The 15,102-nt window shown below is 65.5% G+C and carries 16 protein-coding genes; 4 read left to right on the plus strand and 12 right to left on the minus strand.

Annotated features, from left to right (window positions below):
• Positions 1 to 132 precede the first annotated feature (132 nt).
• The 8 genes from AAFG16_RS07250 to AAFG16_RS07285 form a co-directional block, all read right to left on the minus strand.
• Positions 133 to 333 carry a hypothetical protein gene (locus AAFG16_RS07250; protein ID WP_092193413.1) on the minus strand — a complete coding sequence of 67 codons (201 nt, stop codon included), beginning with the start codon at positions 331 to 333 and terminating at the stop codon, positions 133 to 135.
• 294 nt (positions 334 to 627) lie between these two features.
• Entirely contained in the window at positions 628 to 2,769 is a 2,142-nt protein-coding gene (gene flhA, locus AAFG16_RS07255; RefSeq protein ID WP_283084190.1) for a flagellar biosynthesis protein FlhA, read from the minus strand.
• A 379-nt stretch (positions 2,770 to 3,148) separates the two neighbouring features.
• Complete coding sequence (locus tag AAFG16_RS07260) at positions 3,149 to 3,442, minus strand: copper-binding protein (RefSeq protein ID WP_342738326.1); 294 nt, start codon at positions 3,440 to 3,442, stop codon at positions 3,149 to 3,151.
• 11 nt (positions 3,443 to 3,453) lie between these two features.
• Entirely contained in the window at positions 3,454 to 3,909 is a 456-nt protein-coding gene (locus AAFG16_RS07265) for a cupredoxin family protein (RefSeq protein WP_342738328.1), read from the minus strand.
• 32 nt (positions 3,910 to 3,941) lie between these two features.
• Positions 3,942 to 5,279, minus strand: coding sequence for a copper oxidase (locus AAFG16_RS07270; protein ID WP_342738330.1), 1,338 nt, complete (start codon positions 5,277 to 5,279; stop codon positions 3,942 to 3,944).
• A gap of 13 nt (positions 5,280 to 5,292) precedes the next feature.
• Entirely contained in the window at positions 5,293 to 6,717 is a 1,425-nt protein-coding gene (locus tag AAFG16_RS07275; protein WP_342738332.1) for a TolC family protein, read from the minus strand.
• Positions 6,718 to 6,726: 9 nt separating this feature from the next.
• On the minus strand, positions 6,727 to 7,011 hold the full coding sequence (locus AAFG16_RS07280) for a hypothetical protein (RefSeq protein WP_342738334.1): 285 nt from the start codon (positions 7,009 to 7,011) through the stop codon (positions 6,727 to 6,729).
• Positions 7,012 to 7,090: 79 nt separating this feature from the next.
• On the minus strand, positions 7,091 to 7,609 hold the full coding sequence (locus AAFG16_RS07285; RefSeq protein WP_342738336.1) for a hypothetical protein: 519 nt from the start codon (positions 7,607 to 7,609) through the stop codon (positions 7,091 to 7,093).
• A 75-nt stretch (positions 7,610 to 7,684) separates the two neighbouring features.
• On the opposite strand from AAFG16_RS07285, the gene AAFG16_RS07290 reads away from it, so the two are divergent.
• A complete protein-coding gene (locus AAFG16_RS07290) occupies positions 7,685 to 8,950 on the plus strand; it encodes an MFS transporter (protein ID WP_342738338.1) in 1,266 nt (421 codons plus the stop codon).
• On the opposite strand, the gene AAFG16_RS07295 is transcribed toward AAFG16_RS07290, so the two are convergent.
• A complete protein-coding gene (locus tag AAFG16_RS07295) occupies positions 8,947 to 9,354 on the minus strand; it encodes a DUF4864 domain-containing protein (protein WP_283084197.1) in 408 nt (135 codons plus the stop codon). The genes AAFG16_RS07290 and AAFG16_RS07295 overlap by 4 nt on opposite strands.
• Before the next feature lie 65 nt (positions 9,355 to 9,419).
• Complete coding sequence (locus AAFG16_RS07300) at positions 9,420 to 10,058, minus strand: TetR/AcrR family transcriptional regulator (RefSeq protein ID WP_283084198.1); 639 nt, start codon at positions 10,056 to 10,058, stop codon at positions 9,420 to 9,422.
• 241 nt (positions 10,059 to 10,299) lie between these two features.
• On the opposite strand from AAFG16_RS07300, the gene AAFG16_RS07305 reads away from it, so the two are divergent.
• The 3 genes from AAFG16_RS07305 to AAFG16_RS07315 are packed head-to-tail and all read left to right on the plus strand — an operon-like array spanning position 10,300 to position 14,103.
• On the plus strand, positions 10,300 to 10,797 hold the full coding sequence (locus tag AAFG16_RS07305) for a 2Fe-2S iron-sulfur cluster-binding protein (RefSeq protein ID WP_008140891.1): 498 nt from the start codon (positions 10,300 to 10,302) through the stop codon (positions 10,795 to 10,797).
• On the plus strand, positions 10,794 to 11,849 hold the full coding sequence (locus tag AAFG16_RS07310; RefSeq protein ID WP_342738343.1) for a xanthine dehydrogenase family protein subunit M: 1,056 nt from the start codon (positions 10,794 to 10,796) through the stop codon (positions 11,847 to 11,849). Before AAFG16_RS07305 ends, AAFG16_RS07310 begins: the two co-directional genes overlap by 4 nt.
• Positions 11,842 to 14,103, plus strand: a complete 2,262-nt coding sequence (locus AAFG16_RS07315; RefSeq protein WP_342738345.1) for a xanthine dehydrogenase family protein molybdopterin-binding subunit — start codon at positions 11,842 to 11,844, stop codon at positions 14,101 to 14,103. Before AAFG16_RS07310 ends, AAFG16_RS07315 begins: the two co-directional genes overlap by 8 nt.
• Before the next feature lie 42 nt (positions 14,104 to 14,145).
• Here AAFG16_RS07315 and AAFG16_RS07320 read toward each other — a convergent pair whose 3' ends face one another.
• Positions 14,146 to 14,298, minus strand: a complete 153-nt coding sequence (locus AAFG16_RS07320) for a hypothetical protein (RefSeq protein WP_283084201.1) — start codon at positions 14,296 to 14,298, stop codon at positions 14,146 to 14,148.
• Positions 14,299 to 14,443: 145 nt separating this feature from the next.
• Positions 14,444 to 14,992, minus strand: coding sequence for a cupin domain-containing protein (locus tag AAFG16_RS07325; protein WP_018646206.1), 549 nt, complete (start codon positions 14,990 to 14,992; stop codon positions 14,444 to 14,446).
• Positions 14,993 to 15,102: the final 110 nt, after the last annotated feature.

The following is a 15,102-nucleotide window of genomic DNA, read 5'->3' on the forward strand; positions in this document are numbered from 1 at the left end:
CATGAGAAAGCGCCCGTGGGGGGCGGGCGCTTTCTGTAGTCGACTTGGGGTTGGGGTCGTCTACATATCCACGTGGCGACTTTGGGGGGCTGGTAAAGAGCCGCGTGAATTCACAAAACTCGCTAGATCTCCTTATCGAACGAGGGACGCGTTCGAGCTGGTGATAACGACCGGCTTGCCGGCCTTGATGACGCGGGCCGTCTGGGTCAGACCTTCATCCGAACCCGAGCGTGCCGTGATGCCGAAGCCTGCCACCGCGATCCCTGCGACGAGGGCCACGACCACAATCTTCAAATGGGTCGAGCGATCGGCGCTGTAGATCGAGTGGTTCATGGAAGCCTCCTGCCGCCATCTACCCGAAGTAGTCGCCGGCCGTTTCAGGCAGGTTCATGCTTCCGGTGCCCAACAACGTAGTATTGGGGGGATTCGTTCCCAAGAGGCCATCACAAGAGCGTGAAAGGACGTGAAAGATCGCGATCAAAAACGACGCTGGATCGTTCGATTATATAATTATTTCAAAGATGTAATGTGCTCGTCGGGCGCCTTTTCGGCCTTTGGTCGACAAAGCGCCAGGAACTCAAAAACCATTTGCCTGTGGCCGAAAAACACACGGCTTCTTAAGGCAAATCAGATGCTTCCGACCGTTTTCAACCTCGCCCTGGGGTGGATTTCAGCCTGCGACAGCACGGTCGTCTGGGCCCGGAACCGCTCGACCAGGGAACGTACGAACGGACGAATTGCCGCAGAGGTGACCAGCACCGGAGCCTCGCCTTCGCGGGCGGCGCGCTCGAACGCCTCGCGCACGGCCGTCATGAACTCCGACAGTTTCGAGGGCTGCATCGCGAGGCTGCGCTCCTCGCCCTGTCCGATGATGGATTCGGCGAACGCCTGTTCCCACTTCGCCGAGAGCGCGATCAGCGGCAGATACCCGTTGTAGGAGGTGTTTTGCGCGCAGATCTGTCGCGCCAGGCGGGCGCGGACGTGCTCGACCATGGTCGCGGGATTGCGCGAGAAGGCGAGCGAGTCGGCGATGCCTTCGAGGATGGTCGAGAGGTCGCGGATGGAGATACGCTCGGCCAGCAGCAGCTGCAGCACGCGCTGGATGCCGGAGACCGTGACCTGTCCCGGCACGATGTCCTTGACCAATTCGCTCTGCTCCTTCGGCAGCTCCTTGAGCAGCTTCTGCACCTCGCCATAGGAGAGCAGGTCCGACATGTTGGCCTTGAGCAGCTCGGTGAGATGGGTCGAGAGCACGGTCGCGGCGTCGACGACGGTGTAGCCCTTGAGCGAGGCCTCTTCCTTGAGGCTGGCGTCGACCCAGGTCGCGGGCAGGCCGAACGTCGGCTCGGTGGTGTGGATGCCGGGCACCTGAACCTGGCTGCCGCCGGGGTCCATGACCATGAACTGGTTCGGCCAGATCTTGCCGGTGCCGGCGTCGACCTCCTTGATCTTGATGATGTAGGTGTTGGCTTCGAGCTGGACGTTGTCGAGGATGCGCACCGCCGGCATCACGAAGCCCATCTCGATAGCCAGCGAGCGGCGCAGCGCCTTGATCTGCTCGGTGAGGCGGTCGGTGCCGTCGGGTCCGTTGACGAGCGGCAAGAGGGCATAGCCGAGCTCGATCTTGAGGTCGTCGATCTTCAGCGCCGCGGAAATCGGCTCCTCGGCTGCAGCGGCGCCCGGCGCGCCGGGCTGACCTGCCGCGGGGGCGGTCTTGGCGGCTTCCTCGGCCTTGACCGTGGTGCGCTTGTGGTTGCGGGCGTGCCAGGCCAGCGCGCCGGCGCCGGCGCCGAGCGCGAGGAACGGGATGGTCGGAATGCCCGGCAGGGCCGCCAGCACCAGCATCACCGCCGAGGACATCGCCAGCGCCTGCGGATAACCGGAGAACTGCTTCATCAGCGCCTTGTCGGCCGCGCCGGAGACGCCGGCCTTGGAGACGAGCAGGCCCGCCGCGGTCGAGACGATCAGCGCCGGCACCTGGGTGACGAGGCCGTCACCGACTGTCAGCAGCGTGTAGCTGCGCCCGGCGTCGGCGAAGGAGAGGCCCTGCTGCGCGACGCCGATGATCATGCCGCCGACGACGTTGATGAAGACGATCAGGAGGCCGGCGATGGCATCGCCGCGGACGAATTTCGAGGCGCCGTCCATGGCGCCGAAGAAGCCGCTCTCGTCCTCCAGCTCCTTGCGCCGCTGCTTGGCGACCTTCTCGTCGATCAGGCCGGCGGAGAGGTCGGCGTCGATCGCCATCTGCTTGCCGGGCATGGCGTCGAGGTGGAAGCGGGCGGCGACTTCGGCGATACGGCCCGAACCCTTGGTGATGACGACGAAATTGACGATGATCAGGATGGCGAAGACGATGATGCCGATGACGAAATTTCCGCCCATCACGAAGCTGCCGAAGGCTTCGATGACGTGACCGGCGGCATCCGTGCCCTCATGCCCGTGCGACAGGATCAGGCGCGTCGAGGCCATGTTGAGCGACAGGCGCAGCATGGTCGAGATCAGGAGGATGGTCGGGAAGGCCGAGAATTCGAGCGGCGCCTGGATGAACAGCGAGGTCATCAGGATCAGGATCGAGAGCGTGATCGAGATCGCCAGGAACAGGTCCAGCACGATCGCGGGCAGGGGGAGGATCAACACCACCAGGATGGTGAGGATGCCGAGCGCGAGCGCGATGTCGCCGCGCTTGAGGACGCTGACGATCTCGTTGAGGGAGGGGATGCCGGGCTTGGCTGCGCCTACGCCCTGTCCCGCGGTGACGTCGACCATGGTAGCTGCCTCCCCGCGCGACTGCCGGCCGCGCGCCCCAAATGTCTGCGCGGCGGCCGAGGGGCCGCCGTTCCGAAAGTGAGGCACCGCACTGGCGTCCACAGGGGATCCCCCGTTCTAACGCGGCCGACGACACTCGACTTCACCCGGCAATTTTTGCCCGGTGTATGGTTAGCAAAGGGTTAACGAAGGGTGCGGCAGGAGGTCTGGGCAGCGGAATTCGGGGGGCTGCGGGCACGGAAGAAGTCGTCATGCCCGGGCTTGTCCCGGGCATCCACGTTCTTTCTGCCGCGTGGGAAGGCGTGGATGGCCGGGACGAACTCGGCCATGACGTCGTGGAGGTGTCTGGTGCTCAAGTCGGCGGCGAGGAAGCCGCCGCCTACTTCGCCTTCTCCATCTTCGTCACCGTGTACCCGGCCGGCGCCTCCTCGGCCTCGAAGGTCACCTTGTCGCCGACCTTCACCTGCTTCAGCAAAGCGGGGTCCTTGACGCGGTAGACCATGGTCATGGGCTCCTCCATGCCGAGGTTCTTCGCCGGGCCGTGCTTGAGCGTGATCTTGCCGGCGCCTTCGTCGATCTTCTTGACCTCGCCGCTGATCGAGGCGGCGAAGGCTGCGGTGGCAAGGCTCGCCGTCAGCGCCAGTGCTGCCGCGATGCGGATGATGCGGTTCATGGAAGTCTCCATCAGTTTACGGTGACGTGGCCGACCATGCCGTAGTCGCGATGGCCGGGGATCAGGCAGGAAAACTCGAACGTGCCAGCCTTGGTGAACTTCCAGAGGATCTCGGCAGTCTTGCTCGGCGCGAGCCGCACGCCGTTGGGATCGTCGTGCTCCATGTGCGGATGCTTCTTCATCACCTCCGCATGCGCGAGATTCTCCTTAGGTGTCGCGAGCAGGAACTCATGATCCTCCTTGCCGACATTGCGCAGCACGAAGCGGATCTGCTCGCCGCGTTTGACCTCGACCTTGGCAGGCGCGTAGTCCATCTCGTTCATCAGGATCTCGATGATACGCGCGGGTTTCTTGGGATCGCCCGGCTCGCCGGCCGAAAAGGTCCCGTGATCGTGCTGGTCGTGTGCAAAGGCCGGTGCGATTGAAAGCGCAGCCAGCGCGAGTCCGAGTTTGATCGTTGTCTTCATCTTCTTCTCCAGTTGGTGGTTCATCGAAACGCTCACATCTTCATGTGCTTCATCGGCGGGGTGCCGCCTTGCTGCCGCGCCGGCTCTGCGGCCGGTGGGGTGACTTCGTAGGCGACGGTGCCTTGCGGGAATTTGTAGGGGCCGGGATCGCGATAATCGTCGCGCGCGAGGTCTTCGCGGATCTTCATCACCGTGAACATGCCGCCCATCTCGATCGGCCCGAACTGGCCGGTGCCGGTCATCATCGGCAGCGTGTTGTCTGGCGCGGGCATCTCCATGTTGCCCATCGCCATGCCGGTCGAGCCCATGGCCATGCTGTCGGGCGCGAGCTTGCCGACGGCCTTGGCAAGATCCTTGCGCGACACGCCGATGAGCGTGCGCACCTCGTGTCCCATTGCGTTCATGGTGTGGTGCGACTTGTGGCAGTGGAACGCCCAGTCGCCGGGATTGTCGGCGAGCACGTCGAATACCCGTACCGCGCCGACGGGAACGTCGGTGGTGGTTTCGGGAATCTGCGCGCTCTCCGGAATCCAGCCGCCGTCGGTGCAGGTCACCGCGAAGCTGTGGCCGTGCAGATGGATCGGATGGTTGGTCATGCTGAGATTGCCGATGCGCACGCGCACCTTGTCGCCGAGCCGCACCGGCAGCGGATCGATCCCCGGAAACACCCGCGAATTCCAGGTCCACATGTTGAAGTCGGTCATCTCGTTGACTTGCGGCAGATAGCTGCCGGGATCGACGCGATAGGTGCTCATCACGAAGACATAATCGCGGTCGACGGGCCGGAAATTCGGGTCGCGCGGATGCACGACGACCATGCCCATCATGCCCATCGCCATCTGCACCATCTCGTCGGAATGCGGGTGGTACATGAAGGTCCCGCTCTTCTTCATCTCGAACTCGTAGACGAAGGTCTTGCCCGGATCGATGTGCGGCTGGTTCAGGCCGCCGACGCCGTCCATGCCGCTGGGCACGATCATGCCGTGCCAGTGCACGGTGGTGTATTCAGGCAGGCGGTTGGTGACGAAGATGCGGACCTTGTCGCCCTCGACCGCCTCGATGGTCGGGCCCGGCGACTGGCCGTTATAGCCCCACAAATTCACCTTCATGCCTTCGGCGAACTCGCGCACCACGGGCTCGGCGACGAGATGGAATTCCTTCCAGTCGCCGTTCATGCGGAACGGCGCCGACCACCCGTTCAGCGTGACCACGGGGCGATAATCGGGTCCGCTGATGGGGTGCAGCGGCGGCTGCATCACCACCTTGTCCATGTGCGGGGCTTCCGGAATCGAGGCCGCCTGCACGCGGCCGCTGACGACGGATGCGCTGGCGAGCGCGGCAGTGCCCAAAAAACCTCGGCGGGAAAACATGATGGCCTCCGTCTCAGTGGTCGCCATCGGCAGACGCTGCCGCAGCGATGGTGGTTGAAGTCTCGCCGCCGGAAGCCGGCGAGCCGCCGCCATTGACGGCGGTCTGCAAGTCGGCCTGTGCGAGGAAGAATCTTTGTCTGGCATCGATCGCGCCGCGCAGCGACGCCAGGCGCTGCCGCGCCTCGGTCAGCAGTGCAAAGATGTCGACCTGCATGCTGGAGAAACGCAGCTGCATCTCCTCGGTGATGATCTTGCGCAAGGGAACGATCTCACGCTGGAAATGGCTGGCGATGTCGTACGTGGACCGATAGGTGCGATAGGCATCACGCGCCTCCGAGCGCACGTTCACGGCACGCTCGGTCAGGCGGTTGAAGGCGAGATTGTAGGTCTCCGCCGCCTGCCGCACGCGGACCTCGCCGCCGTCGAAGATCGGAATCTGGAACTGCACGTCGAAGCCGCGTTCGCGGAACGGCGGCCCTTCCGGATCCTGGGTGCGGCGGGAGATGCCGGCGAGATCAAGCAGCGTCACGAAGCGCGTCGCCTCGGTGAGGTTCAGCGCTTTTGCCAGCGCCGTCAGTTCCAGCCGCGCGATCTGCAGGTCGATGCGATGGGCGACCGCGTCGGCCTCGATCGAGGGCAGGGCTTGCGGCCGGCCCGGCAAAGGCGGCAACTGATTGGGCAGACGGAAGTCGAGGCCGTCGTCCCACAGTCCCATCAGGCGCGCGAGTCTTTCGCGCGTGCTCGTCGCGGCCTGCCGCGCTGTGGCGAGGTCCGCGGTGGTCTCGGCGTAGAACACCTGTTCGCGGGCCTGGTCGAGCTTGTTGATCGAGCCGGTCTCGCCGAGCTTCACGGCGAGCTGGGCGGTCGATTCGGCCGTGGCCTTCGCGTCCGTCAGCAGCACCACCAGCTCGTTGCAGGTGACCGCGCGGACATAGGCGCGGCGCACGTCGGCCGCGAGCCGCAACGTCGCCAGCGCCGCGCGCAATTGGGCCTGACGGAAGCGGTCGCGGGCGATCTCGGAGCGGAACGGCAGTGTTGCGAGGGCGAGGATGTCGCCGACGACCTGGCGCTCGATCTCGTTTGCGCCATTGCCCGAGATCCGCGAGATCGAGAACACGGGGTTGGGCGGCAGGCTCTGCTCGACCTGCTCGGTTTCGGCCAGCGCCAGCTCGTTGTAAGCGGCTTGCAGGCCCTTGTTGTTGAGCAGCGCGATCTGCACGGCGGTCTCGACGGTCAGCGTGCGCGCCAGCAACCGGCGGACGGTCGCGTCGACGGCCTCGGCGCCTTCGGCCGATCGGACGAAGGCGACGTCCTTCTTGATGGTCTGGCTGGTGAGGTCGGAGACCGTCGTCATGCCGCCGTCCGGTGAGAATGCCATGCAGCCGGAGAGTCCGAACGCGGTGAGCATGAGCAGGCCCCGCGCAAGATGATGTGCCATGTCGCGCTTCTACCGGTCTTGCTTCGGCTGCGGCGCGACGGCGTCGTTGCGGTCGCGCCATGGTGCCGGGGTCGCGGGCCGCAGGCTGGTGTAGGGCGCGATGGTCGAGCGATAGCCGACGCGTGCCACCTTCGCCGCCGGATCGGCGGGATTCGCGCTCGCAAATTGCGTGGTTGCCGGCATGCAGCCGGACAGCGCCAATGCAGCCAAGGCCAGCAGCGGCCAATTGAATAGAAAGCGTCCTCGACGCGCCGCAGATGCGGCGGCGGACTTCGCCCCGGAAAGCGTAAGCATGAATCATCCCTGATCTGTTTGGAGACCACAGGTCCGCGCGCGCGGATGCACGCTCGGCCTGACGTCGTCGCGTGTCAGATCAGGCGATGGGAGGGCGGTAGCGCTGGGGCGGCGCCGTGCTGTGCAGGCTGGCCACGATCTCGGGCGCGCAGGCGGAGACGGGCTGAAGCGGCTTTGCGACGCTGGGCAGATCGGCCGGCAGCGCGCTCACGCACATCATCGCGCAGCACGGGCCAGCCTTGCCCTTGCCGTCATGATGATGCGACGCGGGTGCGTCCTGTGCGGCGGTCTGGTGATGCGCGTGCGATCCTGCGTGGTCATGAGACACGTCGCCGTGCACATGATTCGCGGCCATCTGGTGATGTGCCGGAACGAGGTCGGCAAGACGCGCGTCGTCGAGGCATGGCGCTGGACCACTGCCCCAGGCAAGGGCGGCTGCCGGCGCGAGCACGCAGAACAGGTAGGCGAGGGCAATGAGGCGCCCCACCCTGATCCGCATCGATCGTGTCAATCGCAACAACATTCCGCCGACATGCTCTTCGCGCGGCAATGTTGCACACGCAGATTGCAAACTAATGGCAAAGCGCGGTTTCGCCAAGCTCCTTCTTACCGCAGTGCACCGCGCATGCCCATTATCGCGGCACGATGCTTGACCGCGAGGCGATCCGCGAACATGGTCCGCGCCGTGCACGCGCCAAATCATCCACCACAAAGACCAGCTTCTTTCACTCCTGATTCCCGTCAGGCATGGGTGCGACTGCTGCTCGCGCTGCTGATCGGCTCGATCGGGGGCGTCGGCATGTGGGCGATTGTGGTGATGATTCCCGCCGTGCAGGCCGAGTTCGCCGCCACGCGCGGCGCGGTGTCGCTGGCCTTCACGCTGATGATGTTCGGTTTCGGGCTCGGCGGCGTGATCGCGGGCAAGATCACAGACAGGTTCGGCATCGTGCCGGCGATGGCGATCAGTATCGCCTTCCTTGGCGTCGCCAATACGCTGGCGGGGCTGTCGACCCAGCTCTGGCAGTTCGTGGCGGCCTATTTCCTCATCGGGCTCGGCACGTCCGCGACCTTCGCGCCGCTGATGGCAGAGGCTTCGCACTGGTTCGAGCGCTATCGCGGCCTTGCCGTGACCATCGTCGCCAGCGGCAACTATTTCGCCGGCACGATGTGGCCGCCGCTCGTCAATTGGGGCATGCAGACGATCGGCTGGCGTACCACCCATATCGGCATCGGCCTCGTCTGCGTGGGCCTGATGACCATCCTGGTGCTGGTGCTGCGCGCGCAGATGGGCAATGACACGGTCCATGACCACGCCAAGGCACCTCCGCCACGGGTCGATCTCAAGCTCTCGACCAACACGCTGACAGTGCTGCTCTCGATCGCCAGCATCTCCTGCTGCGTCGCCATGGCGATGCCGCAAGTCCATATCGTCGCCTATTGCGGCGACCTCGGCTACGGCGTGGCGCGCGGCGCCGAGATGCTGTCGCTGATGATGGCCTGCGGCATCATCAGTCGGATCGGCTCTGGCTATCTCGCCGACAAGATCGGCGGCATCCGCACGCTGCTGGTGGGATCGCTGGCGCAAGGGTTTGCGCTGGTGTTCTACCTGTTCTTCGACAGCCTCGCCTCGCTCTACATCATCTCGGCGATGTTCGGCCTGTTCCAGGGCGGCATCGTGCCGAGCTACGCCATCATTGTGCGCGAGGCGATGCCGGCGAGCGAAGCCGCAACCCGCGTCGGCATCGTGATCTTCGCCTCGGTTTTCGGCATGTCCTTCGGCGGCTGGGTGTCGGGCGTCATCTTCGATGCCACCGGCTCCTACGGCGCGGCCTTCGCCAACGGCGTCGCCTGGAACGCGCTCAACATCGGCATCGTCGTGCTGCTGCTGATCCGTTCGCGGATGGGCTCGGTCAGGGCCGGTCCGGGCTTGGCCACTTAGACCGCCTGTCCCGCCTTCAGCAGCGAGCAGCCGGTGATCTTGTAGCTGCCGTCGGCCTGCTGCTCGAGCGTGTACAGTGCCTCCCAGGCTTCGCCATTGGCGTCGACGATGTGGACGTGCTGGGCGATCCAGTTGCCTTCGCTCTTGCTCTCGCCGAACTCAAAGCTCTTGTGCCGGTAGACCGGCGCGTAGCCGTTCTGCACCATGGACATGAAGATGTCGGGGGCGGGGAAGATCTCCTTGATCGCCGGTGCAGCGTAGGAATAAGCCGCGGCCGCATCGTTGCGGCCGAACGCCTGCTCCTGGGCGCGGATGACGCTCTGTGCCGCCGCGACATCGTCGGCACGTGCTGAGATCGGGCTGAACGCGATACTGAGAGCGACGAGCAAGGCGGCGATGCGCATGACAGGCTCCGCGTTGAAATCCCGGCGGTGCTGATCCTAGCACGACCTTTGGAGGTACGGGCTCGCTACCGCTTCCGTTTCACCGCCGGCTTCGCGGGCTTCGTGGTGCGCGCCTTGGCCTTGGCGGCCGTCTGCACCCGCAGCCCGTCCACGAACACGTCGAGCATCCGCAGCACAGAGGATTGCCAGCCGGGCTGGTCGTGCATGTAGCACATGCCGAAGAACGCGCGCAGCAAGTCCTCGGGACTGATGTCGGCGCGCATCTCGCCGGCCGCGACTGCGCGGTTGAGCAGCGAACCGATGGCCTTCGTCAGCCGATCGAACGAGAAGGCGTGCAGCTCGGAACCGCTTTGGACCGCAAGCGCCAGGGCTGCCACCATGCCCTTCTTGGTGGCGACGAATTCGACACCCGAGCGCAGCCAGCGTTGCAGGGCATCGACCGGATCCTTGGCATTCTTCAACTGCTCGGCAAGCTCGCTGAGCTGCTCGACCTCGCGTCGGTACACCGCCTCGAACAGATCCTCGCGCGTCGGGAAATGCCGGTAGAGCGTGCCGATGCCGACGCCGGCGCGTTTGGCGACCGCCTCCAGGCTCGCCTCCGGACCGCCCGCGTTGAACACGACCTTGGCCGCTTCGAGCACGCGCTCGCGATTGCGCACGGCGTCGGCGCGGGGCTTTCGGGTCTGGTCAGTGTGGTCGTCCATATCAGGCAATGTAGATCACGAATTGGTTAGATTGAACCCTTGGCTGGCTTCATCGCGTTGTATGCGCATGGGCTTTTGACGATTTCCAAATATTTTTGCGCGGCCCTTGTTAAGCGGAGGGCGCCTCCGTATCTTCGTTGGGATGTTGGCCGGGTTCCGCCCGGTCCACACGATATCGACGGCGGCCACGGCGGTGGCGCGCCGAGCGATGAGCCATGTCCATATCTGATCGGAGCCTTGTATGAACCACTCCATCAGCCTCACCGTGAACGGTGCGCGGCGCGATTTCGTCCTCGACGATCCGCGCGTCACGCTGCTCGATCTCCTGCGTGAGCGCCTCCATCTCACCGGAACCAAGAAGGGATGCGACCGCGGCCAGTGCGGCGCCTGCACCATTCTCGTCGACGGCAAGCGCATCAATTCCTGCCTCGCGCTCGCCATCAGCCATGACGGCGCCGACATCCTCACCATCGAAGGCGTCGCGCGTGGTGACCAGCTTCATCCGGTGCAGGCCGCCTTCATCGCCCATGACGGATTCCAGTGCGGCTTCTGCACGCCCGGCCAGATCATGAGCGCGATTGGCATGATGCAGGAGGCGCAGGCCGGCAACGATCCCGAGCGCATCCGCGAATGCATGAGCGGCAATCTGTGCCGCTGCGGCGCCTATGCCGGCATCGTCGATGCCGTGCTGGAAGCGCAGGCCGGCATGGACGAATCCAATCAGAGGCGCTCCGCATGAAACAGTTCGATTATGTCAGGCCGGCCACGATCGCTGAAGCCGTCGCTGCGGCCGCCCAGCCGGGCGCTGTCTATCTTGCCGCCGGCACCAATCTGCTCGATCTGATGAAGGGCGGCGTCAGCCGTCCGGATCGCCTGGTCGACGTCACGCATCTCGAAGGGCTCGATCAAATCGAGACCCTCGCCGACGGATCGTTGCGCATCGGCGCGCTGGTCCGCAATGCCGATCTCGCGCATGATGCGGAATTCGCGCGGTCGTATCCGGCCGTGGCCGAAGCGCTGCTCTCCGGCGCGTCGGCCCAATTGCGCAATGCCGCGACCGTCGGCGGCAATCTGCTGCAACGGACGCGCTGTGCGTATTTCTACGACACCGCCAGCCGCTGCAACAAGCGCGAGGCCGGGTCCGGCTGCGACGCCCGCGAGGGTGAGAACCGCACCCATGCCGTGCTCGGCTGGAGCGAGAGCTGCATCGCCGCCCATCCGTCCGATTTCTGTGTGCCGCTCGTCGCGCTCGACGCCGTCGTCGAGATCGAGGGCAGGAGCGGCCGTCGCGAGATCGTGCTCGACGAGCTGCATCGCTTGCCCGGCAATACGCCGGAGCGTGAATCGGCGCTGGAGCCCGGCGACCTCATCGTCGCGGTTCGCCTGCCGCCGCCCGCCCGCGGCTTTGCCGCGCATGCGCGCTATCTCAAGGTTCGCGAGCGCACATCCTATGCCTTTGCCGTCGTTTCGGCTGCGGCTGCGTTGCGGATCGAGAACGGCAAGATCGCCGAAGCGCGGCTTGCACTCGGCGGCGTCGCCGCAAAGCCCTGGCGTGCCCGCGCGGCGGAGGATGTGTTAAAAAACGTCGCGCCCACGGCCGACGCATTCCAGGAAGCCGCCTGGCGCGCGCTCACCGACGCAAAGCCATCCGGCGACAACGCCTTCAAGATCGAGCTCGCGCGCCGCATCGTCGTGCGCGCGCTGGCCCTCGCCGCCGCCGGTACGCCCGCGCGCATCCCCGCGCTGCCGGCCTCTCCCTTTGCCTCCACATCCGGAGCCATCCATGCCTGAGCTCAATCTCACCAGCGCGCCCGCCCATCTGCGCCACGGCTCGAACATCGGCCAGCCGCTGACCCGTCGCGATGGCGTGCTCAAGGTCACGGGCCGTGCCACCTATGCCGCCGACAATCATCCGCACGGGATGCTGTTTGCGGTGATGGCGGTGTCGGGCATCGCGCATGGCCGCGTCACCTCGCTCGATGTCGCCGCCGCAAAACGCCATCCCGGCGTGGTCGACGTCATGGCGCCCGACCACAAGCCTGCGCTCGCGATCGATCCGGAGATCAAGACCAATCCATTCGTGTTCCGGATGGAGGTGTTGCAGAGCAATGAGGTCCGCTACGCCAACCAGCCGATCGCCGTCGTGATCGCGGAAACGCTGGAAGCTGCCACCGAAGGCGCCGCATTGCTGGCGCCGCGTTACGAGACGCTGCCCGCGCTGGTCGGCCTCGATGCCGGCGAAAGTTATGTGCCGCCGGTCGTCGGCGTCGGCAATCCCACGGAAAACCACCGCGGCGATGTCGAGGCGGGGCTTGCCGCGGCCGAGAAGCGGATCGATGCGATCTACGAGACGCCGCCGCAATATCACAACGCGATGGAGCCGCACGCGATCGTGGCTCATTGGGACGGTGACAATCTCCGGATCGACATGCCGACGCAGGGCCTGATGCTGTCGCTGGCGCGCGTTGCCGAGCTGTTCGGCATTGCGCATGACAAGATCCACATCCGCAGTCCGTTCCTTGGTGGCGGCTTCGGCTCGAAGGGGCTGATGGCCGGTCCCCCGGTCCTCGGCATCATGGCGGCCAAGCTGGTCGGCAAGCCGGTCAAGCTGGTGTTGCGCCGCGAGCAGATGTACGGCCCAGTCGGTCATCGCGCGCCAACGCGCCAGCGCCTGCGCATCGGCGCCGACGGCGAGGGGCAGCTGACCGCGCTCGATCATCACGCCAGGACCGTGTCGAGCACATTCGACGATTTCTACGAACCCGCGGCCGATGCCTCGCACACGCTCTATGCCGCGCCGGCGATCCGCACCTCGCACGATGCCGTTCGCGTCAACACCGGCACGCCGCTGTTCATGCGCGCGCCGGGCGAAGCGACCGGCTCGATCGCGCTCGAAAGCGCAATCGATGAGATGGCCTGGGCCTGCGGCATCGACCCGCTCGCCTTCCGCCTCAAGAACTATGCTGAGGTCGAGCCGATGACGGGACGACCCTTCTCGTCGAAGGCGTTGCGGGCCTGTTACGAGCAGGGCGCGGCGCGCTTCGGCTGGGCGAAGCGCTCGCTTCAGCCGCGGCAGATGCGCGACGATGCCGGCCTTCTGGTCGGCTGGGGCATGGGCACCGCCACCTTCCCGGCGCTGATGTTCCAGGCCGAGGCGCGCGCTGTGATCCGCCGCGATGGGAGCGGCGCGATGGAGATCGGCGCGCATGACATGGGGCAGGGCGCCTGGACCGCGCTCGCCCAGATTGCGGCCGATGCGGTCGGCCTCGACATCGACCGTGTCGACTTCAAGGCCGGCACATCTGACCTCCCCGATGCCGGCATCGCCGGTGGCTCGGCGCACACGGCGACCGCAGGTGCCGCGATCCACACCGCCGGCGCAGCCGTGATCGCAAAGCTCGCCGATCTCGCGACCGGCGACGAACGCTCGCCACTCTTCGGCGCCGGCAATGCCGGCGTGATCGCGCGCGATGGCCGGTTGATCCGGCGCGACGACGAGAGCCGCGGCGAAAGCTACACTGAGATCCTGGCGCGCGCCGGCGTTGCCGAGGTGGAGGCGCGCGGCACCGGCGCGCCGAATCCTGCGGCGATGGAGGAGTATGCGATGCATGCCCACGGCGCGGTGTTCGCGGAGGTGAAGGTCGATCCCGAGCTCGGCCAGGCCCGCGTCACCCGGATGGTCGGTGCCTTCGCGGCCGGTCGCATCGTCAATCCGCACCTGGTGAAGAGCCAGCTGTTCGGCGGCATGATCTGGGGCATGTCCTTCGCGCTGCACGAGGAAGCCATCACCGATCGCCGCAGCGGCCGCATCATGAATGCCAATCTCGGCGAGTACCACATCCCCGTGAATGCCGACGTGCCGCCGCTCGACGTGATCACGGTCGAGGAGCACGATCCGCATGTCAATGCGCTCGGCATCAAGGGCGTCGGCGAGATCGGCATCACGGGCAGTGCCGGCGCGGTCGCCAATGCCGTCTGGCATGCGACCGGCGTGCGCGTGCGTCGGTTCCCGATCAGGATCGAGGAATTGCTGACGGAGCGTTGAAGCAAAAGGCGGGGCGAGATCGTCTCGCTCCGCCTCATTCCTCTAATGCAGCTTCTTGCGGAGCGCCTTCAGCGCCTCGCGCTGCGTCTCGATGTACTCGGCAATCGCCTTGCGCAGCTCGCGCGAATGGAGCTTGTCGGCATCGCGCTGCACTTCGTCGAGCGCAGCCTCTGCATTGGCGAGCGTGATCTTCATCTGCGAGCCTTATGAAGCGGCGCCGGAATGTCTCTCGGCTACGGCTCGCATCATATAGAGGATCGGCGCGCGGAAATTGAGATGGATCAAGCTCCGTAAGACACCGGGGCACTCCCGTAGGAGCCCGGATAGCGCTGATCGCGCGTTAGAACGTCGGCGGCGTGCAGGCCGAGATCACTTCGCACGGCTTGCCGCCGACACAGCGGAAGCGATGCGGGCGGCGGCTCTCGAAATAATAGGCATCGCCAGGATTGAGGATGCGGCGCTCGTCTTCGACGGTGACTTCGAGCTTGCCCGAGATCACGATGCCGCCTTCCTCGCCGTCATGGACGAGGTGCACACGCCCGGTGTCGCTGCCGGGCTCGTAACGCTCCTTCAGGATCTGCAGGCTGCGGCCGAACAGATTGTCGCCGACCTGCCGGTACGAGATCGGCTTCTTGCCGACCTCGGTGAGCTCCTCGGCGCGGTAGAAGATCTTGCGCCTGGACTCCGGCTCCAGCGCGAAGAATTCGGCGAGCCCCATCGGGATGCCGTCGAGGATGCGCTTGAGCGCGCCGACCGACGGGTTCATCTGGTTGGACTCGATCAGCGAGATGGTCGAATTGGTGACGCCGGCGCGCTTTGCCAGCTCGCGCTGCGACAGCTTGTGGCGCGCCCGGATGAATCGCAGCCGTCCACCGATGTCGACGCTCATGCCCTTGGCCCTGTTTCAGGTGTTGCGGATCGCGCAAATATGGACCGGCTGCCCCAGTGAAATCAATGGCTTGCAGGTCACCAGAAAAGGACTTGTTGCGCTATCGAAGC

This window comes from Bradyrhizobium sp. B117 (genome assembly GCF_038969555.1).
Lineage (GTDB): Bacteria > Pseudomonadota > Alphaproteobacteria > Rhizobiales > Xanthobacteraceae > Bradyrhizobium.

What these genes read in the sequence shown, in the direction of transcription:
- AAFG16_RS07280 (WP_342738334.1), bottom strand. Translation starts at nt 7,011, where the DNA reads ATGCTTACGCTTTCCGGGGCGAAGTCCGCCGCCGCATCTGCGGCGCGT.
- AAFG16_RS07275 (WP_342738332.1), bottom strand. Translation starts at nt 6,717, where the DNA reads ATGGCACATCATCTTGCGCGGGGCCTGCTCATGCTCACCGCGTTCGGA.
- AAFG16_RS07265 (WP_342738328.1), bottom strand. Translation starts at nt 3,909, where the DNA reads ATGAAGACAACGATCAAACTCGGACTCGCGCTGGCTGCGCTTTCAATC.
- AAFG16_RS07325 (WP_018646206.1), bottom strand. Translation starts at nt 14,992, where the DNA reads ATGAGCGTCGACATCGGTGGACGGCTGCGATTCATCCGGGCGCGCCAC.
- AAFG16_RS07260 (WP_342738326.1), bottom strand. Translation starts at nt 3,442, where the DNA reads ATGAACCGCATCATCCGCATCGCGGCAGCACTGGCGCTGACGGCGAGC.
- AAFG16_RS07315 (WP_342738345.1), top strand. Translation starts at nt 11,842, where the DNA reads ATGCCTGAGCTCAATCTCACCAGCGCGCCCGCCCATCTGCGCCACGGC.
- AAFG16_RS07310 (WP_342738343.1), top strand. Translation starts at nt 10,794, where the DNA reads ATGAAACAGTTCGATTATGTCAGGCCGGCCACGATCGCTGAAGCCGTC.
- AAFG16_RS07270 (WP_342738330.1), bottom strand. Translation starts at nt 5,279, where the DNA reads ATGTTTTCCCGCCGAGGTTTTTTGGGCACTGCCGCGCTCGCCAGCGCA.
- AAFG16_RS07250 (WP_092193413.1), bottom strand. Translation starts at nt 333, where the DNA reads ATGAACCACTCGATCTACAGCGCCGATCGCTCGACCCATTTGAAGATT.
- AAFG16_RS07320 (WP_283084201.1), bottom strand. Translation starts at nt 14,298, where the DNA reads ATGAAGATCACGCTCGCCAATGCAGAGGCTGCGCTCGACGAAGTGCAG.
- AAFG16_RS07300 (WP_283084198.1), bottom strand. Translation starts at nt 10,058, where the DNA reads ATGGACGACCACACTGACCAGACCCGAAAGCCCCGCGCCGACGCCGTG.
- flhA (WP_283084190.1), bottom strand. Translation starts at nt 2,769, where the DNA reads ATGGTCGACGTCACCGCGGGACAGGGCGTAGGCGCAGCCAAGCCCGGC.
- AAFG16_RS07305 (WP_008140891.1), top strand. Translation starts at nt 10,300, where the DNA reads ATGAACCACTCCATCAGCCTCACCGTGAACGGTGCGCGGCGCGATTTC.
- AAFG16_RS07295 (WP_283084197.1), bottom strand. Translation starts at nt 9,354, where the DNA reads ATGCGCATCGCCGCCTTGCTCGTCGCTCTCAGTATCGCGTTCAGCCCG.
- AAFG16_RS07290 (WP_342738338.1), top strand. Translation starts at nt 7,685, where the DNA reads ATGGTCCGCGCCGTGCACGCGCCAAATCATCCACCACAAAGACCAGCT.